This window comes from Paraburkholderia phenazinium, assembly GCF_900100735.1.
GTDB lineage: Bacteria > Pseudomonadota > Gammaproteobacteria > Burkholderiales > Burkholderiaceae > Paraburkholderia > Paraburkholderia phenazinia.
Genome location: NZ_FNCJ01000001.1, coordinates 567,862 through 591,412 on the forward strand (window position 1 = coordinate 567,862; position 23,551 = coordinate 591,412).

Annotated in this window: 23 protein-coding genes; 20 read left to right on the plus strand and 3 right to left on the minus strand. The window is 65.0% G+C overall.

Features of this window, described 5'->3' with window-relative positions:
* Window positions 1-145: 145 nt before the first annotated feature.
* The 12 genes from BLQ92_RS02560 (at window position 146) to BLQ92_RS02615 (ending at window position 13,873) form a co-directional block, all read left to right on the plus strand.
* Entirely contained in the window at window positions 146-1,102 is a 957-nt protein-coding gene (locus BLQ92_RS02560; RefSeq protein WP_090681350.1) for a CheR family methyltransferase, read from the plus strand.
* Complete coding sequence (cheD, locus tag BLQ92_RS02565; protein WP_090681352.1) at window positions 1,099-1,899, plus strand: chemoreceptor glutamine deamidase CheD; 801 nt, start codon at window positions 1,099-1,101, stop codon at window positions 1,897-1,899. Before BLQ92_RS02560 ends, cheD begins: the two co-directional genes overlap by 4 nt.
* Window positions 1,900-1,904: 5 nt before the next feature.
* A complete protein-coding gene (locus BLQ92_RS02570; protein ID WP_175771952.1) occupies window positions 1,905-2,999 on the plus strand; it encodes a protein-glutamate methylesterase/protein-glutamine glutaminase in 1,095 nt (364 codons plus the stop codon).
* A 112-nt stretch (window positions 3,000-3,111) separates the two neighbouring features.
* The gene (cheY, locus tag BLQ92_RS02575) at window positions 3,112-3,507 is read left to right on the plus strand and encodes a chemotaxis response regulator CheY (RefSeq protein ID WP_090681358.1); all 396 of its coding nucleotides are present in this window, start codon (window positions 3,112-3,114) and stop codon (window positions 3,505-3,507) included.
* 1 nt (window position 3,508) lies between these two features.
* Complete coding sequence (gene cheZ, locus BLQ92_RS02580) at window positions 3,509-4,219, plus strand: protein phosphatase CheZ (RefSeq protein WP_090681360.1); 711 nt, start codon at window positions 3,509-3,511, stop codon at window positions 4,217-4,219.
* Between the two features lie 139 nt (window positions 4,220-4,358).
* Window positions 4,359-4,877: a DUF2844 domain-containing protein gene (locus BLQ92_RS02585; protein WP_090681363.1), complete on the plus strand. Its 519-nt coding sequence runs from the start codon at window positions 4,359-4,361 to the stop codon at window positions 4,875-4,877.
* A gap of 23 nt (window positions 4,878-4,900) precedes the next feature.
* Window positions 4,901-6,187 carry a DUF3443 domain-containing protein gene (locus BLQ92_RS02590; protein ID WP_090681366.1) on the plus strand — a complete coding sequence of 429 codons (1,287 nt, stop codon included), beginning with the start codon at window positions 4,901-4,903 and terminating at the stop codon, window positions 6,185-6,187.
* Between the two features lie 382 nt (window positions 6,188-6,569).
* On the plus strand, window positions 6,570-7,775 hold the full coding sequence (gene flhB / locus BLQ92_RS02595; protein ID WP_090681368.1) for a flagellar biosynthesis protein FlhB: 1,206 nt from the start codon (window positions 6,570-6,572) through the stop codon (window positions 7,773-7,775).
* Entirely contained in the window at window positions 7,772-9,874 is a 2,103-nt protein-coding gene (gene flhA / locus BLQ92_RS02600; protein ID WP_090681371.1) for a flagellar biosynthesis protein FlhA, read from the plus strand. The genes flhB and flhA overlap by 4 nt, the downstream gene beginning before the upstream one ends.
* A 410-nt stretch (window positions 9,875-10,284) precedes the next feature.
* Complete coding sequence (gene flhF, locus BLQ92_RS02605; protein ID WP_090681885.1) at window positions 10,285-12,246, plus strand: flagellar biosynthesis GTPase FlhF; 1,962 nt, start codon at window positions 10,285-10,287, stop codon at window positions 12,244-12,246.
* Window positions 12,239-13,111 (plus strand): MinD/ParA family ATP-binding protein, encoded by an 873-nt coding sequence (locus BLQ92_RS02610; RefSeq protein ID WP_090681374.1) that lies wholly within the window; start codon window positions 12,239-12,241, stop codon window positions 13,109-13,111. The genes flhF and BLQ92_RS02610 overlap by 8 nt, the downstream gene beginning before the upstream one ends.
* Window positions 13,112-13,138: 27 nt before the next feature.
* Entirely contained in the window at window positions 13,139-13,873 is a 735-nt protein-coding gene (locus tag BLQ92_RS02615; RefSeq protein ID WP_074301307.1) for an RNA polymerase sigma factor FliA, read from the plus strand.
* Between the two features lie 182 nt (window positions 13,874-14,055).
* Here the strand turns inward: BLQ92_RS02615 and BLQ92_RS02620 are convergent, their stop codons facing one another.
* From BLQ92_RS02620 to flgA, 3 genes are all read right to left on the minus strand, one after another.
* Window positions 14,056-14,499: a flagella synthesis protein FlgN gene (locus tag BLQ92_RS02620; RefSeq protein WP_090681378.1), complete on the minus strand. Its 444-nt coding sequence runs from the start codon at window positions 14,497-14,499 to the stop codon at window positions 14,056-14,058.
* Between the two features lie 74 nt (window positions 14,500-14,573).
* Complete coding sequence (gene flgM, locus BLQ92_RS02625) at window positions 14,574-14,927, minus strand: flagellar biosynthesis anti-sigma factor FlgM (RefSeq protein ID WP_090681381.1); 354 nt, start codon at window positions 14,925-14,927, stop codon at window positions 14,574-14,576.
* A 141-nt stretch (window positions 14,928-15,068) separates the two neighbouring features.
* The gene (flgA, locus tag BLQ92_RS02630) at window positions 15,069-16,445 is read right to left on the minus strand and encodes a flagellar basal body P-ring formation chaperone FlgA (protein WP_090681384.1); all 1,377 of its coding nucleotides are present in this window, start codon (window positions 16,443-16,445) and stop codon (window positions 15,069-15,071) included.
* A 220-nt stretch (window positions 16,446-16,665) separates the two neighbouring features.
* Here flgA and flgB point away from each other — a divergent pair, with 220 nt between their 5' ends.
* The 8 genes from flgB (at window position 16,666) to BLQ92_RS02670 (ending at window position 23,542) form a co-directional block, all read left to right on the plus strand.
* The gene (flgB, locus tag BLQ92_RS02635; protein ID WP_090681887.1) at window positions 16,666-17,163 is read left to right on the plus strand and encodes a flagellar basal body rod protein FlgB; all 498 of its coding nucleotides are present in this window, start codon (window positions 16,666-16,668) and stop codon (window positions 17,161-17,163) included.
* Between the two features lie 107 nt (window positions 17,164-17,270).
* A complete protein-coding gene (gene flgC / locus BLQ92_RS02640; protein WP_090681388.1) occupies window positions 17,271-17,696 on the plus strand; it encodes a flagellar basal body rod protein FlgC in 426 nt (141 codons plus the stop codon).
* Window positions 17,697-17,707: 11 nt separating this feature from the next.
* Entirely contained in the window at window positions 17,708-18,430 is a 723-nt protein-coding gene (locus tag BLQ92_RS02645) for a flagellar hook assembly protein FlgD (RefSeq protein ID WP_090681391.1), read from the plus strand.
* A 47-nt stretch (window positions 18,431-18,477) separates the two neighbouring features.
* Complete coding sequence (locus BLQ92_RS02650; RefSeq protein ID WP_090681394.1) at window positions 18,478-20,007, plus strand: flagellar hook protein FlgE; 1,530 nt, start codon at window positions 18,478-18,480, stop codon at window positions 20,005-20,007.
* Between the two features lie 26 nt (window positions 20,008-20,033).
* Window positions 20,034-20,795 carry a flagellar basal-body rod protein FlgF gene (gene flgF, locus BLQ92_RS02655; protein ID WP_090681396.1) on the plus strand — a complete coding sequence of 254 codons (762 nt, stop codon included), beginning with the start codon at window positions 20,034-20,036 and terminating at the stop codon, window positions 20,793-20,795.
* A 40-nt stretch (window positions 20,796-20,835) separates the two neighbouring features.
* The gene (flgG, locus tag BLQ92_RS02660; protein ID WP_090681399.1) at window positions 20,836-21,624 is read left to right on the plus strand and encodes a flagellar basal-body rod protein FlgG; all 789 of its coding nucleotides are present in this window, start codon (window positions 20,836-20,838) and stop codon (window positions 21,622-21,624) included.
* Window positions 21,625-21,656: 32 nt separating this feature from the next.
* Window positions 21,657-22,361, plus strand: coding sequence for a flagellar basal body L-ring protein FlgH (flgH, locus tag BLQ92_RS02665; RefSeq protein WP_090681401.1), 705 nt, complete (start codon window positions 21,657-21,659; stop codon window positions 22,359-22,361).
* Window positions 22,362-22,363: 2 nt separating this feature from the next.
* Window positions 22,364-23,542 (plus strand): flagellar basal body P-ring protein FlgI, encoded by a 1,179-nt coding sequence (locus BLQ92_RS02670; protein ID WP_090681404.1) that lies wholly within the window; start codon window positions 22,364-22,366, stop codon window positions 23,540-23,542.
* Window positions 23,543-23,551 lie beyond the last annotated feature (9 nt).

The following is a 23,551-nucleotide window of genomic DNA, read 5'->3' on the forward strand; positions in this document are numbered from 1 at the left end:
CCTCGCCGCAGTACCGGCGATTCATTGAAGCACGCTCACAAGGTGTGATTCGGGCCGTGGGCCGGTTGGAAACATTCGCGGGCGGGCGCGATCCCGCGGTGCAAGTCCCTACGCGGGACGCTTCGTATCGCAGGCAGGAAACATCATGATGGCAACGCGCGCACAGCATCGTTCCGACAAGGCAGAGCCGGCGAAAGCCGGCGACCAGGGACGTGATTTCGAATTCACCTCGGCGGACTTCGCTCGCATTCGCGAACTGATCCACCGCGGCGCCGGCATTTCACTGTCGGACCACAAGCGCGACATGGCGTACAGCCGGCTCGCGCGGCGTTTGCGTGCGCGGGGTCTCGACAGCTTCAGGGAATACCTCGACCTGCTCGAGTCGGAGAACGATCCGGCCGAGTGGGAGGCGTTCACCAATGCGCTGACCACCAACCTGACCGCGTTTTTTCGCGAGGCGCATCACTTTCCGATCCTCGCGGACTTCGTCGCCAAGCGGCAGTCGCCGGTCTCGGTATGGTGCTCGGCAGCGTCGACGGGCGAAGAACCGTATTCGATCGCGATGACGTTGATCGAAGCGCTCGGCGACAGCGCCGCGCGCCAGGCCACCGTGCTCGCCACCGATATCGACACCCAGGTGCTCGCCAAGGGCGAGGCCGGCATGTATCAGTTCGATCAGGTCAAGCATCTCTCGCCCGAGCGCCTCAAGCGCTTCTTCCTGAAGGGCACCGGCGCTCACGCCGGAATGGTGAAGGTGCGTCCGGAAGTGCGTGCGATGATCCGCTTCCAGCAACTAAACCTGACGGACCGCGATTACGGTTTGCGCTCGCAGTTCGACGCGATCTTCTGCCGCAACGTGATGATCTACTTCGACAAGCCGACCCAGGCGCAGGTGCTGTCGCGCTTCGATCCGCTGATGAAGCCGGGCGGCCTGCTGTTCGCCGGCCACTCGGAGAACTTCACTTACGTCACGCAGTCGTTCCGCCTGCGCGGCCAGACCGTCTATGAGCTGACCCGCGACGCTGGCGCCGTCGCTGCACGCGCCCCGCAACGCAGTGCGGCTACGTCCGCCCACTCGTCGACTAGTGGGGTGAGCGTATGAGCAGCGGCTTGCCCATCGCCACCAATCTCTACTACGACAACCACTTCCAGCGCCCCGGCGTGAAGCTGTTGCCGAACGAGTTCTATACGACCCACGACGACATGGTGCTCGTCACCGTGCTTGGCTCGTGCGTGGCGGCGTGCATTCAGGACCGTACCGCAGGCATCGGCGGCATGAACCACTTCATGCTGCCCGACGACGGCGCCGATGTCGGCCACGCCGCCTCGGACTCGATGCGTTACGGCGCCTATGCGATGGAAGTGCTGATCAATGAGCTCATCAAGGCCGGTGGCCGGCGCGAACGCTTCGAAGCCAAGGTGTTCGGCGGCGCGGCGGTGCTGGCGGGCATGACGACGATGAACATCGGCGATCGCAATTCCGAGTTCGTGCGCCGCTATCTGGCGCTCGAAAAAATACGTATCGTCGCCGAGGACCTGCAAGGCGGCCATCCACGCAAGGTGGCCTTCATGCCGCGTACCGGCCAGGTGATGGTGAAAAAGCTGCGCCTGCAGCAGGAAGCGGGGGTGGCCGAACGCGAGCAGGCGCTCGCCCGGCAGACCTCCGAGCAGCGTGCCGAGCGGCTCGCGCGGGCCCGCGAGCGGGTCGAGTTGTTCGCCACGCCGGCGAGCCACGCCGCCGTGCCGGCGCGGCCACGGGTCGAACTGTTTGGCGCAGCCTCGACCGCCGGCACGGGAGCAGGAACGAGCACCGCGGCCACGAGGCCGCGCATCGAGCTATTTGGCGCAACCCCGCGCCCGATTAATTCAAACAACGCCAGAACTGCCGAGGAGGCGTGAGAGCTGTGCAAAAGATCAAGGTATTGTGCGTCGACGACTCGGCGCTGATCCGCAGCCTGATGACGGAAATCATCAATGGCCAGCCGGACATGACCGTCGTAGCAACCGCGCCCGACCCGCTGGTCGCGCGTGAACTCATCAAGCAGCACAATCCGGACGTGCTGACGCTCGACGTCGAAATGCCGCGCATGGACGGTCTCGACTTCCTCGAGAAGCTGATGCGCCTGCGGCCGATGCCGGTCGTGATGGTGTCGTCGCTGACCGAGCGCGGCAACGAAATCACGCTGCGCGCGCTGGAACTGGGCGCGGTGGATTTCGTCACCAAGCCGAAGGTCGGGATTCGCGACGGCATGCTCGACTACTCGGAGAAACTCGCCGACAAGGTGCGCGCCGCTGCCCGTGCGCGCGTGCGCCAGGCGGCCCCGGTGCAGCACGCCGGCACGCCTGCCGCCGCGGGCGCGCCAGCGAGCGCACCGGCGCCGAACTTCAACAATCCGCTGCTCAGTACGGAAAAGCTGATCATCGTCGGCGCCTCGACGGGCGGCACCGAAGCGATCCGCGAAGTGCTGGTGCCGCTGCCGCCCGACGCACCTGCGGTGCTGATCGCGCAACACATGCCGCCGGGCTTTACGAAATCTTTTGCGCAACGCCTTAATGGCTTGTGCAGAATTACCGTTAAAGAGGCAGAGCACGGCGAACGTGTGTTGCCGGGACATGCCTATATTGCCCCGGGCCACGCTCACCTGTTGCTAGCACGTAGCGGCGCGAACTATATTGCACACCTGTCCGACGACCCGCCGGTCAACCGGCATCGTCCGTCTGTCGACGTGTTGTTCCGTTCCGCCGCGCAGCACGCCGGCAAGAACGCGGTAGGCGTGATCCTCACGGGGATGGGCCGCGATGGTGCGGCCGGACTGCTGGAGATGAAAAAAGCAGGCGCGTATACGCTTGCGCAGGACGAAGCGAGCTGTATCGTGTTCGGCATGCCGCGCGAGGCCATCGCGCTGGGCGCTGCCGACGAGATTGCCTCGTTGCCCGAGATGAGCCGGCGCGTCATGGTGCGCCTCTCGTCGATGGGCGATCGCGTACAGCGGGTATGATGCGCGGTGCCTGAGCGCAAGCGTCATGCATCGGACCAGAGTAACGCGTTAAAGCGCGAACTCTGGTCGACACACTTGCGGCACCATCTGGGATAAGGGAAAGGGAATTGAAATGGATAAGGGAATGAAGATTCTGGTTGTGGATGACTTTCCGACGATGCGCCGGATTGTGCGCAATTTGCTGAAAGAGCTGGGCTACTCGAATGTCGACGAGGCGGAAGATGGCGCAGCAGGTCTGGCGCGTCTGCGCAGCGGCGCGTACGACTTCGTGATTTCCGACTGGAACATGCCGAACCTCGACGGCCTGGCGATGCTCAAGGAAATCCGCGCCGACGCGAGCCTCACGCACCTGCCGGTGCTGATGGTGACGGCGGAGTCGAAGAAGGAAAACATCATCGCGGCGGCTCAGGCCGGCGCGAGCGGTTACGTGGTCAAACCGTTCACGGCGGCGACCCTCGACGAGAAGCTCAACAAGATTCTCGAGAAGATGGCGAAAGCCGGGAGCTGACGTGAACCAGCCGACCAACGCGGCAGCCGTCGACGCACACGACGGCGGCGGGGATATTGCAAGCGACCGCATCCTCGCTCGCATCGGGCAACTGACCCGCACCTTGCGCGACTCGATGCGCGAACTCGGGATCGACAAGCACGTCGAGCGGGCGGCGGAAGCCGTACCCGACGCGCGCGATCGTCTCAAGTACATCGCCAACATGACCGAGCAGGCCGCCGAAAAGGTGCTGAGCGCGATCGAAGTGGCGAAGCCGATGCAGGAGCAGTTGCAACAGGACGCAGCCGTGCTGGATGCGCGCTGGGAACAATGGTATGCAGCGCCGATCGAGCGCGAGGAAGTGCGCGCGTTGATGAATGATACGCGCACCTTCCTGCGCGGCGTGCCCGAAGTGACCACGGCAACCAACTCCCAGTTGCTCGAGATTATGCTGGCGCAAGATTTTCAGGATCTGACCGGTCAGGTGATCAAGAAGATCACCGAGGTCGTGTACCTGATCGAGCAGCAACTGCTCGGCGTGCTGATCGAGAACATCGCGCTCGAGCGGCGCGAGCAGTTCGCGGCGACCGCTGCGGCGCTGGCGGCCGAGCCGTCGTCGACCGGCAGCCCGGAAGGCTTGCTGAACGGGCCGCAGATCAACCCGGAAGGCAAGGCCGACGTGATGCAGGATCAATCGCAGGTCGACGATCTGCTGGCGAGCCTCGGCTTCTAAGCTGGCGCGCATAGCGGCCAACGCCTCCTCGAAGAATCCTTCCTGCGAGGCAGTGCTGCCGTGCCGTATGATCTTGGTAAATGCGTGCCGCCCATGCGATGCTTGGGCCGTTGCGCAATCGACCGGGAGGAGCCTCGCCATGCCGTGCCGTGTACGCCGTGCTGTCCTCATGACAGCGCTTGGATTGTCCTGTGTTGTGCCCGCCGTTCAGTCCGCCCATGCGGCGCTGGGCGGCAGTCCGATGACGCCGCCTGCCGGCGCCTCAGTCATTACCCAAACCGTTTCATCTGCCGCCGTTATGCACGCCGCTTCAGGCGCTGCGTCCGCGGCCAGCGCCCCGTCCTCGTACACCGTACGGGAGACGACGCTCGGCAACGGCACCGTCGTACGCGAGTATCTGGCGGCGGACGGCACCGTGTTCGGCCTCGCCTGGCGCGGGCCGCAAATGCCCAATCTGAACGATCTGCTCGGCACCTATTTCCCGCAGTACCTCGCCGGCGTCGAAGCCGTGCGGGCGGCGCGCGGCGGACATGGCCCCGTGGCGGTCGAACAGGGCAGCCTCGTGGTCCACTCCGGTGGCCATATGGGCGCATTCGCGGGTCAGGCGTGGCTGCCGCAGGCGTTGCCTGCCGGCGTCAGCGGTACCGACATCCAGTGACAGAGACGGGCGGGAGACGAGCCATGCAAGGTGCAGTAAAGCTCAAGGGATGGTTGCAGGTGGCGGCCACGGTCGCGCTGGTGTCGCTCGTGGCGGCATGCGGCGGTGGGGGCGGCGGCAGTAACAACAGCAGTAGTAACTCGAGTTCTTCGAACTCGACCGGCGGCTTGCCGGCGAGCCCGTCGGCGCAACCGATCGCACCGACCGCCGCGAACACGGCGACGGTGACAGTGGCCCAGGGCGTGGCGAGCGTCATCAACATCCCGACCGTGTCGGTGACGGTTTGCGTGCCGGGCACGAGCAATTGCCAGACCATTCCCAATGTGCAGGTGGATACCGGCTCGTACGGGCTGCGCCTGGTCTACAGTGTGCTGAATTCGTCGCTGCAGAGCGGGCTGCCCACGGCAACCGCGCCGAATGGGAACAAGCTGGTGGAGTGTACCAATTTTGCCGATGGCTACTCGTGGGGCTCGGTGCGTACGGCCACGGTACAGATTGCTGGCGAGACCGCTTCGAGCACCCCGATCCAGGTGCTGGGCGACATGCCGGCCGGCAGCGTGCCGACCGGCTGCGCCAGCGGCGCCGAAGAGAACACCACCAGCGCGCTCGGCGCCAACGGCATTATCGGCATCGGCGTGGCGCCGGTCGATTGTGGCGCCACTTGCGCGAACGCCTCCACGGCCGCGCAGTACAGCAATTACTACGCGTGTAACGGCTCAAGCTGCACCACTACCCAGGTCGCCATTGCCAATCAGGTGACGAACCCGGTCTCGCGCTTCGCCGTCGACAACAACGGCGTGATCGTGCAGATGCCGCCCATTTCGAGTAGCGGAGCCGGGTCGGCCACCGGCACCCTTGTGTTCGGGATCGGCACGCAGTCGAACAACACGCTCGCGGCGGCGCAGACGTTCACGACCGATGCGTTCGGCGACCTGAACAACAGTACGTTCAATGGCACGAAGCTGCAGGCGTTCTTCGATTCCGGTTCGAACGCGTACTTCTTCGCCGACAGCACGTTGCCGCTGTGCGGCAGTGCGTACAGCGGGTTCTACTGCCCGACCTCGGGGCAGACGCGCTCGGTCAACGTGGTGGGGCTGAACGGCGCGTCCGCCACGGCCAATGTCGGCATCCTGAGCGCGGCGACCCTGTTCAGCAACGGCAACAACTACGCGTTCAACGACCTGGCCGGGCAGACCGGCGTGGCCAACAGCTTCGATATCGGTTTGCCGTTCTTCTACGGCCGCTATATGTACTTTGGCATCGACCAGACGGTGATCGGCGGCACTCAAACGCCGTACGTCGGCTATTGAGCGAGAGCCGTGACTTGGCCGGGACCCGGGCTTAAGGCTCGGGCCAAGGTCCTTGGCTGAAGCGTCGCTCCTGTCCCAGGCACAAACGCCAAGCCAAAGCCTGGCGGCAAGCCCAGCACCAGGGCCGAACCACCCGTTCCGCGCAGCGCTGCGCCGGAATGGGTGGACGGACTCCCAACCGGTACTCGCGCCCCGGTAACCTTGGTCCGCGGGGCAACTCGCGTCCCCGAGATATCCCACTCACCTCGGGCGCGTCTGATCTCCCCATCTCCCGAAATACCGCCGTTTCCCCGCCCTTATCCCCCGATCGTGGCTTGAGTTCTGCGGGAATAATCGCTCTCACTAGAAATAGGCATGGTGCCGTTACCGTCTGGAGAGCTGCGTGGCAGGGGATAGCGACCTCGAAAAAACCGAATCAGCCACTCCCAGGCGCCTCGAAAAGGCGCGGGAAGAGGGGCAGATCGTACGTTCGCGGGAGCTGGTCTCGTTTGCGCTGCTGTCGGCCGGCTTCTACGGCGTGTGGGCCTTTTCCGGGATGATCGGCGATCACCTGGAGTCGATCTTGCGCGGCGCCTTTACGTTCAATCATGAGAGCGTCTTCGAGACCCGGCGCATGCTGATCGGCGCCGGTGCCGCCAGCCTCGAAGCGCTGCATGTGCTGCTGCCGATCCTTGCCATGACCGGCCTCGCCGCCTTGCTGTCGCCGCTCGCACTGGGCGGCTGGCATGTATCGTCCAAATCGCTCGAGCCCAATTTCAGCCGGCTCGATCCGATCGCCGGACTCGGCAAGATTTTTTCGATCAACGGGCCGATCCAGCTCGGCATGTCGCTCGCGAAGACCCTCGTGGTGGGCCTGATTGGCGGAATGTCGATCTGGAACCGCCACGACGAGATCGTCGCGCTCGCTACCCAGCCGCTCACCGTGGCGTTTGCCAACGCGGGGCACCTGATTGCGGTCTGCTGTGGCATGACCGTGGCGGGCATGTTCCTTGTGGCGGCGCTCGACGTCCCGTATCAGATCTGGAATTACCACAAGAAGCTCCGGATGACGAAGGAAGAAGTGAAGCAGGAACACAAGGAAAGCGAGGGCGACCCCAAGATGAAGGGGCGCATCCGTCAGCAGCAGCGCGCGATTGCGCGGCGCCGGATGATGAGCAACGTGCCGAAAGCCGACGTGGTCGTGACCAACCCGACGCACTTCGCGGTGGCGCTGCGCTACAGCGACGGCGAGATGCGCGCGCCGAAGGTGGTCGCCAAGGGCGTGAACCTGGTGGCCGCGCGGATTCGCGAGCTGGCGGTAGAGAACAACGTGCCCCTGCTCGAAGCGCCGCCGCTCGCGCGGGCGCTGTATCACAACGTCGAGCTCGACCGCGAAATTCCCGGCCCGCTGTACGGTGCGGTTGCGGAAGTGCTGGCGTGGGTCTATCAACTGCGCCGCTTCAAGACCGAAGGCGGCGTGGCGCCGGTTGCACCGAAAGACTTCGACGTGCCGGCCGACCTCGACAAGGGGCCGGTATCCGACGAAGAGGCGAGCGAAGAAGCCGCCGAAGCCCTTAACGATGACAAGGCACCTGGAGCCTCCGCATGAACGCACGCGCCGGTTTCCTGGCCCGACGGCCGGATGCACTGAGCAGCACCAACCTGCGCGCACTCGCAGGTCCGGTGCTGATCGTGATGATCCTCGGCATGATGATTCTGCCGTTGCCGCCGTTTCTGCTGGATCTGTTGTTCACCTTCAATATCGCGCTGTCCGTGATGGTGCTGCTCGTCAGCATGTACACGATGAAGCCGCTCGACTTCGCGGCCTTCCCGAGCGTGCTGCTGTTCTCGACGCTGCTGCGCCTGTCGCTGAACGTGGCATCCACCCGGGTGGTGCTGCTCGAAGGCCACACCGGCCCGGATGCGGCCGGGCAGGTGATCGAATCGTTCGGTCACTTCCTCGTGGGCGGCAACTTCGCGGTCGGGATCGTGGTGTTCATCATCCTGATGGTGATCAACTTCATGGTGATCACCAAGGGTGCGGGCCGGATCGCCGAAGTGTCCGCGCGCTTCACGCTCGATGCGATGCCCGGCAAGCAGATGGCGATCGACGCCGACCTGAACGCCGGCATCATCAACGAAGACCAGGCGCGCAAGCGCCGTCTGGAAGTCGGCCAGGAAGCCGAGTTCTACGGCTCGATGGACGGCGCGAGCAAGTTCGTGCGCGGCGATGCGATTGCCGGCCTGCTGATCATGGTGATCAACATCATCGGCGGCCTGATTGTCGGCGTGGTCCAGCATGACATGGATTTTGCCGCGGCCGGCAAGGTCTACACGCTGCTCACCATCGGTGACGGCCTCGTCGCGCAGATCCCGTCGCTGGTGATCTCGACGGCCGCCGGTGTGATCGTCTCGCGCGTGGCGACCAACGAGGACATCGGCACCCAGTTGACCGGGCAGTTGTTCACCAACCCGCGCGTGCTGGTCATCACGGGCTGCATTCTGGTGCTGATGGGCCTGATTCCCGGCATGCCGCACTTCGCCTTCCTGCTGCTGGGCGGTGGCCTGATCCAGCTTGGCCGGATGATGAAGAAGCGCGCCGCCGACATGAAGAACACCGCGGCGCTCGTCGATGTCGCACCGGCCGCGCTCACGCCGACCGAGAACACCGAGGCAAGCTGGGAAGACGTGACGATGATCGACACGCTCGGCCTCGAAGTCGGTTACCGGCTGATCCCGCTCGTCGACAAGAACTCGGACGGCGAACTGCTCAAGCGGATCAAGAGCATCCGCAAGAAGTTCGCGCAGGAAATCGGCTTCCTGCCGCCGGTGATCCATATCCGCGACAACCTGGAGCTGCGGCCCAACGGCTACCGGATTGCCCTGAAGGGCGTCGAAGTGGGCGTCGGCGAGGCTTATCCGGGCCAGTGGCTGGCTATCAACCCGGGTCAGGTGAGCGCGGCGCTGCCGGGCACGCCGACTCAGGATCCGGCCTTCGGTTTGCCGGCGATCTGGATCGATACCAACCTGCGCGAGCAGGCGCAGGTGTACGGCTACACAGTGGTCGATTCGAGCACGGTGGTGGCGACCCACCTGAACCACCTGGTGGTCACGCACGCCTCCGAACTGCTCGGCCGCCGCGAGATCCAGGCGCTGATCGAACGGATGCAGAAGGACACGCCGTCGCTGGTCGACGATCTGATTCCGAAGTCGCTCTCGCTCACCACGCTGCAGAAGGTGTTGCAGAACCTGCTGGAAGAAGGCGTGCCGATCCGCGACATGCGCACCATTCTGGAAGCGCTCGCCGAACACACGCCGAAGGTCAGCGACCCGCACGAACTGACCGCCGCCGTGCGCCTCGCACTGGGCCGCGCGATCACCCAGCAGTGGTTCCCCGGCAACGGCGACATGCAGGTGATGGGCCTCGATTCGAACCTCGAACGTGTGCTGTCGCAGGCGCTCTCGACCGGTCCGAACCCAGGCCTCGAACCGGGCCTCGCCCATACGCTGTTGACCGAGACGCAGAAGGCGATGACGCGTCAACAGAACCTTGGGCTCGCGCCCGTGCTGCTGGTGCAGCACTCGTTGCGGCCGATGCTCGCGCGCTTCCTGCGCCGCAGCCTGCCGCAGTTGAAGGTGCTGTCGTATGCGGAAGTGCCCGACACCCGCAACGTGAAGGTGGTGAATCAGATCGGCGGGCAGGGGTAAGCGGTTCGTCCGCTGCTGCCGCGCGGCGGCTCTTATTGGTGAACCGGCGCTCAGTGCCTGGCCTGCCGCTTGAGCTGTTTTGATTCCGAAAAATCGCCCCTGTCAGTCAACGACTTACAGGGGCTTTCTCATTTCGGCCCGTTCCGGGCGAAAGCCGCGGAGAATCACCTGGTTTCCGGACAAATCGGGTCTCGGGAGCGCTCGAATCAAGTCGTTTCCGGCAGACTCCGGCATACTGCCCGCCCTCGCTCGTACCCTGCATCTCCTCGCGCCTCCCCCCGCCTCCATCACGCGAATTGCCTACCTTTCCCGGCCTTTATCAACCGATCGTCCGTGGACATCTTTCGCAATAATCGATCTCAATGGGAAGCGGTATGTTGCCGGTCCGTAAACCTCATCGGGGGTCCAGCTTGAACATTCGTAAATTTGTCGGTGCTACCAGTCGCGATGCGCTGCGTCTCGTTCGCGAGGCACTGGGCCCGGACGCGGTCGTGCTGTCGAACCGCACGATAGAGGACGGCACGGTGGAAATCGTTGCACTTGCGGATAGCGATCTGGCCAAGATCACCCCGAAGTCGCGCGACGGCGCGAGCAGCGCGGCGCCCGCGCTGGGCCAGTCGGCACCGGCGCCCCGCAGCATGCCGCCGATGCAGGCGAACCCCTACGCGAGCGGCATGCCGGACGTGTTTTCGTCGGTGTTCGGCGCGAGCCCGGAAGCCGGTACCGAGAGCATGTCGTCGAGCAACTCGCCTGCGCATGCTGCAGCGGCGCCCGCCGCAGCACCCGCTCTACCGCCCGCCACGCCAGGCGCCGCTGAACTGCCGGCCGGCGCCGCGTCGAAGGCAACCTCTGCGCACGCTGCACCGCTGCTGCCGGAAACCGGCCACACGCTGCAAAGCCAACCTGCGCCGCAAGCCGTGTCCGCACAAACCCCGGCTCAAAGCGCAGCACAACCCGCCGCGCCGATGCCGCAAGTGCCGCGTTCGAGCGACGACATCCGCGCCGACGTGCTCAAGGCCGCTGGTGTGCCGCCCACGCCGTTCGCACCGATCGCCCCGGTGGCGCCGCGCACCATGGCAGAGTCGAACCCCTGGTTGATCGACCACGCCCGCAGCATCGCCGGCAAGCAGCAGGGCGCCTACAGCGCCCGCCCGTCGTCGATGACGCCGGCCGCCGCGATGGCCAAGGGCCTTGGCGCCCCAGTGGAAATTCAGGTCGGCGCCCGCCAGCCGGCGGTTCACCCCGACACCCCGGACTGGGCTCGCGAAGCGGCCCAACTGGCAGCGCGCCGCGCCGCCCAGAAGCTCAGCTCGACGGAAGAGGCCCGCGCCGCCGCCAGCAACACCACGGCCAGCGTCACCGAAGCCATCAAGGCGCGCATGGAGCAGGTTGTCAACGAAACGGTGATGAGCGAGCTCTCCTCGATGCGCGGCATGATGGAGGAACACTTCGCAGGCCTGCTGTGGGCCGACCGCCAGCGCCGCAGCCCGGCGCGCGCCTCGCTCACCAAGCACCTGTTCGCGGCGGGCTTCTCCGCGCAACTGGTGCAGATGATGGTCGACAACCTGCCGGCCGAAATCGACAACATGGAAGGCGGGATGGACTGGGTGCGCAACGTACTCGAGTCGAACCTGCCGGTGATGGAAAACGAAGACGCGCTGATGGAGCGCGGTGGTGTGTTCGCGCTGATGGGCCCGACGGGCGTCGGCAAGACGACCACCACGGCGAAGCTCGCCGCGCGCTGTGTGATGCGCTTCGGCGCCAGCAAGGTGGCGCTCCTCACCACCGATAGCTACCGGATCGGCGGCCACGAGCAACTGCGTATTTTCGGCAAGATCCTCGGCGTCTCGGTGCATGCGGTGAAGGATGGCGCCGATCTGCAACTGGCGCTCGCCGAGCTGCGCAACAAGCACATCGTGCTGATCGACACGATCGGCATGAGCCAGCGCGACCGCCTCGTGTCCGACCAGATCGCCATGCTGTGCCGCGCCGGACAGCCGGTGCAGCGCCTGCTGCTGCTGAACGCCACCAGCCACGGCGATACGCTCAACGAAGTTGTGCAGGCCTACCAGCGCGCGCCGGATCAACAGCCGCTCGCCGGCTGCATCCTGACCAAGCTCGACGAGGCCACCAACCTGGGCGGTGTGCTCGACACGGTGATCCGCTACAAGCTGCCGGTGCACTACGTGTCGACCGGTCAGAAGGTGCCCGAGAACCTGTACGTCGCGACCCGGAAATTCCTGATCAAGAGCGCCTTCTGCATTCCGCGCGACAGTTCGCCGTTCGTGCCGCACGACGACGACATTCCGGCTTTGCTTTCGGCGCTCTCGGCGCGCTCGACGTCCGAACTGCACGAGGTCCGCTTTGGATAAATTCGTCTCGGATCAGGCCGAAGGACTGCGCCGCCTGCTGGCGCGCAGCGGTTCGCGAGTGCTGGCTGTGACGGGCGGCTCGCTGAGCGTCGGCTGCACCACGACCGTCGTCAATCTGGCGGCGGCGCTCGCTGAACAGGGCAAGGACGTGCTCGTGATCGACGAGTGCCTTGGCGATTACTCCGTGAGCGCGATGCTCGGCGGCGTGCGCGGCGCGGGCAATTTTGCCGCCGTGATGCGCGGCGAGATGCCGCTTGAAGCCGCCGTCGCACACCATGCACTGGGTTTTTCGGTGCTGGCCGCCTCGCGCAGCAATCGCGAAGGCTACAGCGCGGCACAACTGGGCACGGTGCTGGACGGACCGGCTGACGTCGTCTTGATCGACGCGCAGCTCGACGAACTCGGCCAGCTCTCGGCGCTGGCCATGCAGGCGCACGACCTGATGATCGTCACGCGCGTCGCCGCGCAGGCGATCACCGATGCGTATGCCTGCATGAAGCGCCTGCACTACGCACACGGCCTCGGGCAGTTCCGGGTGCTGGTGAATCACGTGCAGAGCGTGACGGACGCGCATACCGCGTTCGAAAACCTGGCGGGGGTGGCAGGACGCTATCTGACCGTGTCGCTGGAAGATGCGGGCTGTATCGCCGCCGATCCGCGCATGGCGAGGGCGCTGGAACTGTCGCGCTGCGTGGTCGACGCGTTTCCGTCGACACCCGCCGCGCGCGATTACCGGCATCTTGCCGCCGAATTGCAGTATTGGCCGATGCGGCCAGCGATGTCGTCACGGCACCACTGGGTGGCGCCGACGACGACAGTAACAGCGGCGCAACACGCCGACCAACCGTCTGCGCAGCACGCCTGAAGGCGCGGTGCGGACAAGGGGAGCACGATGTATAACGCTCAGGGAAAGATTTCCCAAGCCGAGGTTCTGACGAAGTACGCGCCGCTGGTGCGGCGGCTCGGCTTGCAGCTTGTGGCCAAGATGCCGGCGAGCGTCGATCTGGACGACCTGATTCAGGCCGGCATGATCGGGCTGCTGGACGCGGCGAGCCGCTACAAGGAAGACCAGGGCGCGCAGTTCGAAACCTATGCGAGCCAGCGGATTCGCGGCGCCATGCTCGACGAGCTGCGCAGCAACGACTGGTTGCCGCGCAGCCTGCGCCGCACCTCGCGCGAGGTGGAGACGGCCGTGCATCAGGTCGAACAGACGCTGGGCCGCTCGGCGAGCGAGACCGAGATTGCCGGCCACCTGAAGATGCCGCTCGACGAGTATCAGTCGATGCTGCAGGACCTGCACGGCAGCCAGCTGATCTACTACGAAGACTTCGATCGCTCCGCCGACGACGAGCCGTTCCTCGACCGCTATTGCGTCGACCATTCGGACCCGCTCTCGGCGCTGCTCGACGAAAGCCTGCGCGCGGCGCTGGTCGACGCGATCGAACGTCTGCCGGATCGCGAGAAGCTGCTGATGTCGCTGTACTACGAGCGCGGCATGAACCTGCGCGAAATCGGCGCGGTGATGGAAGTCAGCGAATCGCGGGTCTGCCAGCTGCATAGCCAGGCGGTTGCGCGGCTGCGTACGCGCCTGCGCGAGATGGCGTGGGCCAAGGCGGAAGCCGAATGAATGACACCGGTGGGCGGCCGACGATCTAGCATCGTTGGCGTGCATCGACCCAACGCGACTTCCGCCGTCCTTGTGACGGCGTTTTTTTGCAGTGGAGCTAGCGGGGATAGAGCGCAGAGGAGGGGGTAAAGCAGAGTGGGAGCGGGGGCGCAGATCTCGCAGACGCCCCGCTTAAGGCTTGCTTACAGCGCGCCGAATCCCGGCACGCGCCCGTCGGGCCCATACAGCGAAGGCTTAGGCGGACGAACCTGCAGCACGTCGAGCGCGCCCTGGTTGTATTCCATGCGGGTCTGGATCAGCACGCCGTTGAGCTTGTTCGAGCGGTGCGCCCGTTCCACGGATTGCTGCAGCAGCGACCATTGCGCCGCCAGCTTCGGATCGCGTCCGGCGGCCAGTTTGATGCCGCTCGGGCCAGCCGGCAGGCCCATTTCGGCGAGCTGCGTGTCGCGGATCTTCTCCAGCGAGGCCAGCTTGCCGACCAGTTCGGTTTTCTTCTCGACGATCGGCCGCAGCATCTCGGCCGGATCCACCTGGGTCAGCGCCTTCTGTTCGAAGACCAGCACCGAGGCGAATTCCTCGATCGTCGCGTATTCGTCGATAACGGTTGCCAGCAGCGCGTCTTTCATCACAACTCGCTCTCACAGCGCCCGCGCATGGCGCGCGGGTCGGGTTTCAAGGTGTCGCCTGACGGCGTCCAGCCTTAATTGCCGGTCGCCGGGGCTCTCGTTTGCAGCAGACTGCGTGTCGTTTCCAGCACGCCGTCGGCAATCTTGCCCGGGTCGATGGTCAGCGTGCCATTCTTGATGGCCGCCTTGATCGATTCGACGTGAGCGGTGTCGATATCCGCCGAACCCGATGCCGCCAGGTTGCGCAGATCGGACGACAAGCCCGACAGGCTCACGTTCGCGTCGCCACCCGAGCTGGTGGCGGCTTGCGCGGTGGTTGCCGCGCCTTGGGCGGTGGTAGCCGCCGGAGCCAAACTGTCCTGCTGGGCGCGCGAGGCGCTGCCCGTCAGGCTGTCCGGCTTGGTGTTGGTGGTGGAATCGATTTTCACGATTGGCTTCCTGTGCGATTTGATTCTTATAACGGCATTCAAGAATCCAAACTTTAGCGCAATCGGTGTATCCGTTTGTAACGGCTCCGCCGGTCAGCTTTCCGCACGAACCCAGCCACCACCCCCGCTTTCAGGTCCGGATCACATCTGGATCTGGACCGTCCCGCTATCCTTTACGACTCCCGTGACGATCTGGCCGGCCGTGGTTCTCACCCTGACCGGCTGGCCGGGCGTCGCGCTGCTGAGCGCGCTGCCTTCCGACGAAATCGCAAAGCCGTCGCCCTGCGCCACCACCCGCACCGTCTGTCCCGCCGTCACCTGGGCGGCGTTCTTCAACATGTCCTGACGCAGCGGCAGACCGGCGCCGACCCGCATCAGCGTGACCGAGCCGATCGCCTGCGAGGGATCCGTGATGATCGACATGGGCAGCAGCGTCAGATCGCCGTCACGGCTGACCAGATCGGCTGCCGAGACCACTTCGCCGGGCAGCATGGCGCGTGCCGCGACATAGTAAGTGGCGCGGATCGAGACCTTTGCCTGCAGCCACACCGTCCACGGATGGCCGCTTGCGCAGCGCACGCCGACCGTCGTGCGGCCCCACATGCGTGCGCCGTTCGGCATGAACGGCTGCAGCGTGGCGCAGGCCGCGAGGCCGCGCGGGAAGGCCGGCGCCACCGTCAGCTCGACATGGCCCGGCAGGCCGACGGCCTGCTGTTTGAGGAAATCCACCGCAACGGCGCGGATCGTCTCGCCGTCCTGCTGGCCTGCCGGCACCGGTTGGGCGGCTTGGGCGAGTTGCGCGGCCTGGGTTGTTTGAGCCGCTTGAGCCGTTTGCGCTGCCGCCGCGCCGCGGGCCGTCTGCGGCGCCGGATTGACCACGACGACCTGCGCAGCATTGCGCGCAGCAGGAGCGCGGCTCGGCGCACTGGCGCCCAGTTCGGGCGGCTCGCCGCGCGAAGCGAGACTGTCGATTTCGATGTTGCTGGCAGACGCGGCGCTGGGCGCCATGGCAGGCGCGGCATTCACGGGCCGCACCGCGCCGGCATAGGCCGCACGCGGCGGCGTCGACGTCACGATCACCGGCATGACCTGGCTTGCCGCCAGCGCCGGATTCAGATTCACGCGACTCAGGCCGGCGGTGTTCGCCGCAGCGCCCTGCGGCGCAGTAACCGTCGTCGGAGCGTTAGGTGCGGAAGCCTCGCCGGTGCCCGGAATCACGATCGCGCCGCTGGCGTTCGCCAGCGCGGTAAAGCGGTCCGTGACGGGCGCAGTCGCGGGAGCGGAAGGCGCCATCTGCGGCGCCAATGCGCGGCTGCTGGTCGCCATCTGTGTCATGCGCGCGAGATCCGCGGGATTCTGTTCGCCGGGACCGGGAATCACGATCGGACCGTCGGCGCTCTGGGCGAGCGCCGCGGGCGCGCTCCACGCACCGGCCACCGCGCACAGCAGCCAGGCGGCAGTGCGGCGCGCAACGATGCGGCGCAGCGGCTGCGGCACATCGAAAGTGGATCGGGCCATCGCGAATCTCCAGCATGAGGCAAGGGTACGGATTGCATTCTAGTGACGCGGCTCGACCCGCAAGCGTTGAATAGAGGCGACCTTCCCCGGTTATTCCGACGATTGCCGCTTGCATCGCCCGCCTAAGATGCATCACATGCAAAAAGCCCTTTTGGGTGGCCGCAGGTGGAGTGCTCGCTGCAGCGCGCGCCAGATGCGGGAACGTTATCCGGAGATTTCCATGCTCGACAAACTCGATGCCGAATTTTCTTTTGGCCGTCAGGCGCTCGATGTCCGCTCGTACCGGCAGGAGCTGCTGTCTTCGAACATCGCGAACGCCGACACGCCGAACTACAAGGCGCGTGACGTCGATTTTTCGTCGACCCTCGCGGGCGCATTGAGGAAGTCTGGCGGAAGCACCACCGGCACGGGCGCATCGAACAACTCGACGCTGGCAATGAGCCAGCCCGCCGGCGTGACGAGCGGCATGACGATGGCTTCGACCCAGTCGGGCCACATGGCCGGCAAGGCGAGCCTGATCGCCACGGGCGGCCCGAGCGACGACTACGGCCAACTGCAGTACCGCATTCCGACCCAACCGGCACTCGACGGCAACACAGTGGACCTCGACACGGAGCGCGTGCAGTTCGCCGATAACTCGCTGCATTTCGAATCGACCATGACGGAAGTGTCGAACCAGATCAAAACGATGCTGTCGGCGATCACGTCGGGCTCCTGATCGAGCCATGACGCGGCGACCCGCACACGCTGGATGTAACCGCTAAAAACCACGCCTACGGGAATCAACCACGCCGGAACCTGCCGGCAGGAGAGGTCGGAGAAGCCATGCCATCCCTGATGAATATTTTCACCGTCGCCGGTTCGGCCATGTCGGCTCAATCGCAGCGGCTCAACGTGACGGCGTCGAACCTGGCGAACGCCGACAGTACGACAGGCCCCGACGGCAAGCCGTATAAGGCCAAGCAGGTCGTGTTCGCGGTCAACCCGATCGGTGGCGCACGGTCCGCGTCCGGCCAGCAGGTGGGCGGCGTGCAGGTGACCGGCGTGGTGGACGACCCGTCGCCGATGAAGACCACCTACGACCCGGGCAACCCCGCGGCCGACGCGAACGGCTACGTCACGATGCCGAACGTCGACCCGGTGGAAGAAATGGTCAACATGATCTCGGCGTCGCGCGCGTACCAGGCGAACGTCGAAACCCTGAACACGGCAAAGCAGTTGATGCTGAAAACTCTCACGATCGGAACCTGAGGAGCACTTCCTTGACCAGCTCAACCACAATCGGCAACAACGGGACGACGGTCTCGCAGACGCTGCTCGATACGATGAACGGCACGAACTCGGCGACCAGCGCGTCGAGCAGCACTGCCAGCAGTTCGGCCAATTCGGGTTCGTCGCTGCAGAACACCTTTCTGCAACTGCTCGTCACGCAGTTGCAGAACCAGGACCCGACCAACCCGATGGACAGCTCGCAGATGACTTCGCAGCTCGCCCAGATCAACACGGTGACGGGCATCAGCCAGCTGAACACCTCGCTGACCTCGCTGGCGACCCAGCTCAACGCAGGCCAGACCTCGCAGGCCGCCATGCTGATCGGCTCGAGCGTGCTCGCTCCGGGCAGCTCGATCACGGTCGCAAGCGGCAAGACCAACGAGTTCGGCGTGCAGATCGCGGCCGCGGCGTCGGACATGAAGATCAACGTCGTCAACTCGGCCGGCAAGATCGTCAACACGATCGACCTGGGCGCGCAACCGGCCGGCACGGTGCCGGTTTCGTGGACACCGGTCGATTCGACGGGCGCCGCGCTGCCGGCAGGCACGTACACGATCTCGGCGACCGGCACCATCAACGGCGCAGCCGGCACCGGCACCACGCTGACCCCGGGTACGGTCGAGAGCGTCGTGCAGGGTACGGGCGGCGCACCGAGCCTCGTGCTGTCCAACGGTAATACGGTTGCCCTGACTTCGGTCGCGGCAGTCCTCTAAGCAAACAGTTCAACCGAATTTAGACATTTTCCGGATCGGAGACCGTCATGGGTTATCAGCAAGGTTTGAGCGGCCTGTCGGCTGCATCGAGCGATCTCGACGTGATTGGCAACAACATCGCCAATGCGGACACGATCGGCTTCAAGAGCGGCACCGCGGTGTTCGCCGATATGTACGCGAACTCGGTCGCGACGGCCGTCAACAACCAGATTGGTATCGGCACGCAGCTCGCGGCCGTGCAGCAGCAGTTCTCGCAGGGCACCATCAACACGACGGGAACGGCACTGGACGTCGCCATCAACGGCAACGGTTTCTACCAGATGTCGAACAACGGTACGCTGACTTATTCGCGTAACGGCGTGTTCCAGTTGAATAGCACCGGTCAGATCGTGAACTCGCAGGGCCTGCAGTTGATGGGCTATGCGGCGAACTCCAGCGGCATCATCAACAGCGCGCAGACCGTGCCGCTGACCGTGCCGACCACTAACATCGCGCCGACGGCGACCACCGCGATTACCGCGCAGCTCAACCTGAACGCACAGGATGCGCTGATGCTGGGCACGCCGAACGTCAACATGACCAACGCCGGCGCGCTGACGAGCGGTGGTGCAACGATCACTACCGCATCGGCCGGCACGAACAACGATACGTATGTGATCAACTTCTCGAGCCCGACGCAGTACACCGTGAACGACCAGACCGCAGGCACGACTACGGCCGTGCAAACCTATACGGCGGGAACGGCGATCACGCTTGGCAACGGTCAGTCCGTCACGCTGTCGGGCACGGCAGCCGCCGGTAATTCCGTGACTGTGACGCCGAACCCGACCACGTTTAGCGCAAGCAACTCCGCGACCTATAACTACTCGACCTCGGTGCAGGCATACGACTCGCTCGGCGGCTCGCAAACGGTCAATATGTATTTCGCCAAGACCGCCTCGGGCACGTGGAATGTCTATGCGGGCGTAGCAGGCGGCACGATCTCGCAGATCGCCCAGGCGACCTTCTCGTCGAACGGCACGCTCTCGAACATCCAACAGGCCACCGTGGGCGCAGGCGGCGTGGTGACGCTGAGCGCCGCGGCCACGCCGGGCACCGTCAACCTGACGATCCCGAACACCGACGGCTCGGGCACGCCGCAGACGATGACGCTGAACCTGACCGGCACGACCCAGTACGGCAGCACCGACGGCACCAACAACCTGTCGCAGAACGGTTTCGCGGCCGGCCAGTTGACGAACTTCTCGGTGGGCACCAACGGCGTGCTGACCGGCAACTACTCGAACGGCCAGACGGCTGCGCTCGGCCAGATCGTGCTCGCCAACTTCAACAACCCGAACGGCCTCGTCGATCTCGGCAACAACGAGTATCAGCAGACCGCGCAGTCCGGCGTCGCGCAGATCTCGGTGCCGGGCAGCACCAACCACGGCACGCTGCAAGGCGGCGCGGTGGAAGATTCGAACGTGAACCTGACCAACGAACTGGTCAATCTGATCACCGCGCAACGCAACTATCAGGCGAACGCGCAGACGATCAAGACGCAGCAGACCGTCGACCAGACGTTGATCAACCTGTAAGCATCAGTGTCACAGGAGCCGAACGCATGACCGACCGTCTGATTTATACCGCGATGTCGGGCGCCACCCAGGCGCTCGAGCAACAAGCCATTGTCGCGAACAATCTCGCGAACACCTCGACCACTGGGTTTCGCGCCCAGCTCGAGACGTTTCGCGCGGTACCGATGTCGTTCGGCGACGGCAGCACGGTCAACGACCAGACCACGCGTACTTTCGTGCTGTCGTCGACACCGGGCGCGGACGAAACGCCCGGACCGATTCAGCAGACCGGCAATCCGCTCGACGTCGCGGTGCAGGGCGACGGCTGGTTGTCGGTGCAGACCGCCGACGGCGGCGAGGCCTACACGCGCGCCGGCAATCTGCATATCGACCAGAACGGCCAGTTGGTGAACGCCACCAACCTGCCGGTGCTCGGCACGGGCGGCCCGATCTCGGTGCCGCCGGGCGCGCAGATCACGATCGGCAAGGACGGCACGATCTCCGCGCTGGCGCCGGGCGACCCCGCTTCGGCGATCGCCGTGGTCGACCAGTTGAAGCTGGTGAAGCCGGCGGCCGGGTCGCTCAAGCGCGGCGACGACGGCATGTTTCGCACCGCCGACGGCAATCCGGCCGACGCCGATCCGAGCGTGACGCTCGCGCCTCAGTCGCTCGAAGGCAGCAACGTGAATCCGGTGAACGCGATGGTCTCGATGATCACCAATGCGCGGCAGTTCCAGATGCAGACCAAGATGATCGAAAGCGCCGATCAGAACGACCAGACCGCCAACCAGTTGCTCAGTTTCAGCTAACGGGCGCGACGCCTAGCGTGCACCCAGGAGAACACACACCGTGAACCGCTCACTCTATATCGCTGCGACCGGCATGAACGCGCAGCAGTCCCAGATGGACGTCATCTCGAACAACCTCGCGAACGTCAGCACCAACGGCTTCAAAGGTTCGCGCGCCGTGTTCGAAGACCTGCTGTACCAGACGGTGCGGCAGCCTGGCGCCGACTCGACGCAGCAGACCCAGGTACCCTCGGGCATCCAGCTCGGCACCGGCGTGCAACAGGTCGCCACCGAGCGCCTCTACACCCAGGGCAATCTGCAGCAAACCGGCAACTCGAAAGACGTCGCCATCAACGGCAACGGCTTTTTCCAGGTGCAGATGCCCGACGGCACCACCAGCTACACCCGCGACGGCTCGTTCCAGACCAACGCGCAGGGTCAACTGGTGACTTCGAGCGGCTACCCGATCATCCCGTCGATCACGGTGCCGCAGAACGCCACGTCGCTCACGATCGGCAGCGACGGCGCGGTGTCGATCACCCAGGCCAACAGCTCGAACACCACGCAGATCGGCTCGCTGCAGCTCGCGACCTTCATTAACCCGGCGGGCCTCGACGCGCAGGGTGAAAACCTGTTTTCGGAAACCAGCTCGTCGGGCACGCCGAACGTCGCGGCCCCGGGCTCGAACGGTTCCGGTTCGCTGCAACAGGGCTACGTCGAAACCTCGAACGTGAACGTCGTGCAGGAACTGGTCAACATGATCCAGACCCAGCGCGCGTACGAAATCAACAGCAAGGCCGTTACCACGTCCGATCAGATGTTGCAGACCCTGTCGCAGATGCAGGTTTGAACGTTCGGAACTTCAGGCGGTAGGTACATACGATGTCGCAATTCAATCTCCATCCGGCCAGGGGCGACGCGCGCAGCGCGTTCGTCGCCACCGCCAGCGCGCTGGTTCTGGCGCTGGGCGGCTGCGCGCAGTTGCCGAAGGATCCGATCGTGCAGCAGCCGATGACGGCGGTGCCGCCGGTGCCGCCGCACGCGCAGACGCCGGGTTCGATTTTCAACCCGGGTTATGCGGGCCGGCCGCTGTTCGAAGACCAGCGGCCGCGCAATATTGGCGACATCCTGACTATCGTCATTCAGGAAAACATCAACGCGACCAAGTCGTCGGGTGCGAATACCAACCGCGCCTCCACGACCCAGTTCTCCACCACGACCGCCGGTTTTCTCGGCGGCCTGTTCGGCAAGGCCAACCTCAACTCCCAGGGCGCCAACACGTTCCAGGGCACCGGCGGGGCGAATGCGTCGAACACCTTCAACGGCGTGATCACCGTCACGGTGACCAATGTGCTGCCCAACGGCAACCTCGTGGTGAGCGGCGAAAAGCAGATGCTCATTAACCAGGGCAACGAGTTCGTGCGTTTCTCGGGTGTGGTCAACCCGAACACGATTTCCGGCCTGAACGCCGTGTATTCGACCCAGGTGGCCGACGCCAAGATCGAGTACTCGGCCAAGGGCTATATAGACGAGGCGGAGACTATGGGTTGGCTACAGCGCTTCTTCCTTAACGTGGCACCGTGGTGATCATGAGCTTCGTATCTTTCCGCCGTCTGCGTCGTTGCGGCCTCGTTTGTCTGGTGTTCGCGCTGGCCTGCGGAGCACTGCCGCCCGCCACACCTGCCGCCCACGCCGAACGGCTGAAGGATCTCGTGGCGATTCAGGGCGTGCGGGACAACCCGCTGATCGGCTATGGCCTCGTGGTCGGTCTCGACGGCACCGGCGACCAGACCACCCAGACGCCGTTCACGACGCAGACGCTCGCGAACATGCTGGCCAACCTCGGCATCTCGATCAACAACCAGTCGGCCGGCTCGTCGAACAGCAGCACCTCGGCGCTTACCAGCATCCAGTTGAAGAACGTCGCCGCCGTGATGGTGACGGCCGTGCTGCCGCCGTTCGCCCGGCCCGGCGAGGCGATCGACGTGACGGTCTCGTCGCTCGGTAACGCCAAGAGCCTGCGCGGCGGCACACTGCTGCTCACGCCGATGAAGGGCGCAGACGGCGCCGTGTATGCGCTCGCCCAGGGCAACCTGGCGGTGGGCGGCGCCGGCGCCAGCGCCAACGGCAGCCGTGTGCAGGTGAACCAGCTCGCGGCAGGGCGTATCGCCGCCGGCGCGATCGTCGAACGCGCAGTTCAGACCAGCATCACGCAGGACGGCACGATGCAGCTCGAGCTGAACGACATGGACTACGACACGACGCAGCGTATCGTCTCCGCCGTCAACAACGTGTTCGGCCAGGGCACCGCCACGCCGCTCGACGGCCGCACGATCCAGTTGCGCGCGCCGGCCGATCCGGCCCAGCAGGTGTCGTTCATGGCGCAGCTCGAAGATATCGACGTGAAGCCCGCGCAGGCGGCTGCCAAGGTGGTGCTGAATGCCCGCACCGGCTCGATCGTCATGAACCAGATGGTGACGCTGCAAAATTGCGCGGTCGCGCACGGCAACCTCTCGGTGGTGGTCAACACCACGCCGGTGGTCAGCCAGCCGGGCGCTTTCTCGGGCGGCCAGACCGTGGTCGCACAGCAGTCCCAGATCCAGTTGAAGCAGGACAACGGTGCGATGAAGTACGTCAGTGCCGGTGCGAATCTGGCCGACGTCGTCAAGGCGCTCAATGCGCTCGGCGCGACACCCGCCGATCTGATGTCGATCCTGCAGGCGATGAAGGCGGCAGGGGCTCTGCGCGCCGAACTTGAAATCATCTAAGGAGTCGCG

Excerpts from the sequence above, each read along its gene's own strand:
- flhA (WP_090681371.1), top strand. The coding sequence starts at position 7,772 with ATGAACGCACGCGCCGGTTTCCTGGCCCGACGGCCGGATGCACTGAGC.
- BLQ92_RS02650 (WP_090681394.1), top strand. The coding sequence starts at position 18,478 with ATGGGTTATCAGCAAGGTTTGAGCGGCCTGTCGGCTGCATCGAGCGAT.
- cheD (WP_090681352.1), top strand. The coding sequence starts at position 1,099 with ATGAGCAGCGGCTTGCCCATCGCCACCAATCTCTACTACGACAACCAC.
- BLQ92_RS02590 (WP_090681366.1), top strand. The coding sequence starts at position 4,901 with ATGCAAGGTGCAGTAAAGCTCAAGGGATGGTTGCAGGTGGCGGCCACG.
- BLQ92_RS02560 (WP_090681350.1), top strand. The coding sequence starts at position 146 with ATGATGGCAACGCGCGCACAGCATCGTTCCGACAAGGCAGAGCCGGCG.
- BLQ92_RS02585 (WP_090681363.1), top strand. The coding sequence starts at position 4,359 with ATGCCGTGCCGTGTACGCCGTGCTGTCCTCATGACAGCGCTTGGATTG.
- cheY (WP_090681358.1), top strand. The coding sequence starts at position 3,112 with ATGGATAAGGGAATGAAGATTCTGGTTGTGGATGACTTTCCGACGATG.
- flgA (WP_090681384.1), bottom strand. The coding sequence starts at position 16,445 with ATGGCCCGATCCACTTTCGATGTGCCGCAGCCGCTGCGCCGCATCGTT.
- flgC (WP_090681388.1), top strand. The coding sequence starts at position 17,271 with ATGCCATCCCTGATGAATATTTTCACCGTCGCCGGTTCGGCCATGTCG.
- flgF (WP_090681396.1), top strand. The coding sequence starts at position 20,034 with ATGACCGACCGTCTGATTTATACCGCGATGTCGGGCGCCACCCAGGCG.
- flgH (WP_090681401.1), top strand. The coding sequence starts at position 21,657 with ATGTCGCAATTCAATCTCCATCCGGCCAGGGGCGACGCGCGCAGCGCG.
- flgB (WP_090681887.1), top strand. The coding sequence starts at position 16,666 with ATGCTCGACAAACTCGATGCCGAATTTTCTTTTGGCCGTCAGGCGCTC.
- BLQ92_RS02620 (WP_090681378.1), bottom strand. The coding sequence starts at position 14,499 with ATGAAAGACGCGCTGCTGGCAACCGTTATCGACGAATACGCGACGATC.
- BLQ92_RS02670 (WP_090681404.1), top strand. The coding sequence starts at position 22,364 with ATGAGCTTCGTATCTTTCCGCCGTCTGCGTCGTTGCGGCCTCGTTTGT.
- BLQ92_RS02615 (WP_074301307.1), top strand. The coding sequence starts at position 13,139 with ATGTATAACGCTCAGGGAAAGATTTCCCAAGCCGAGGTTCTGACGAAG.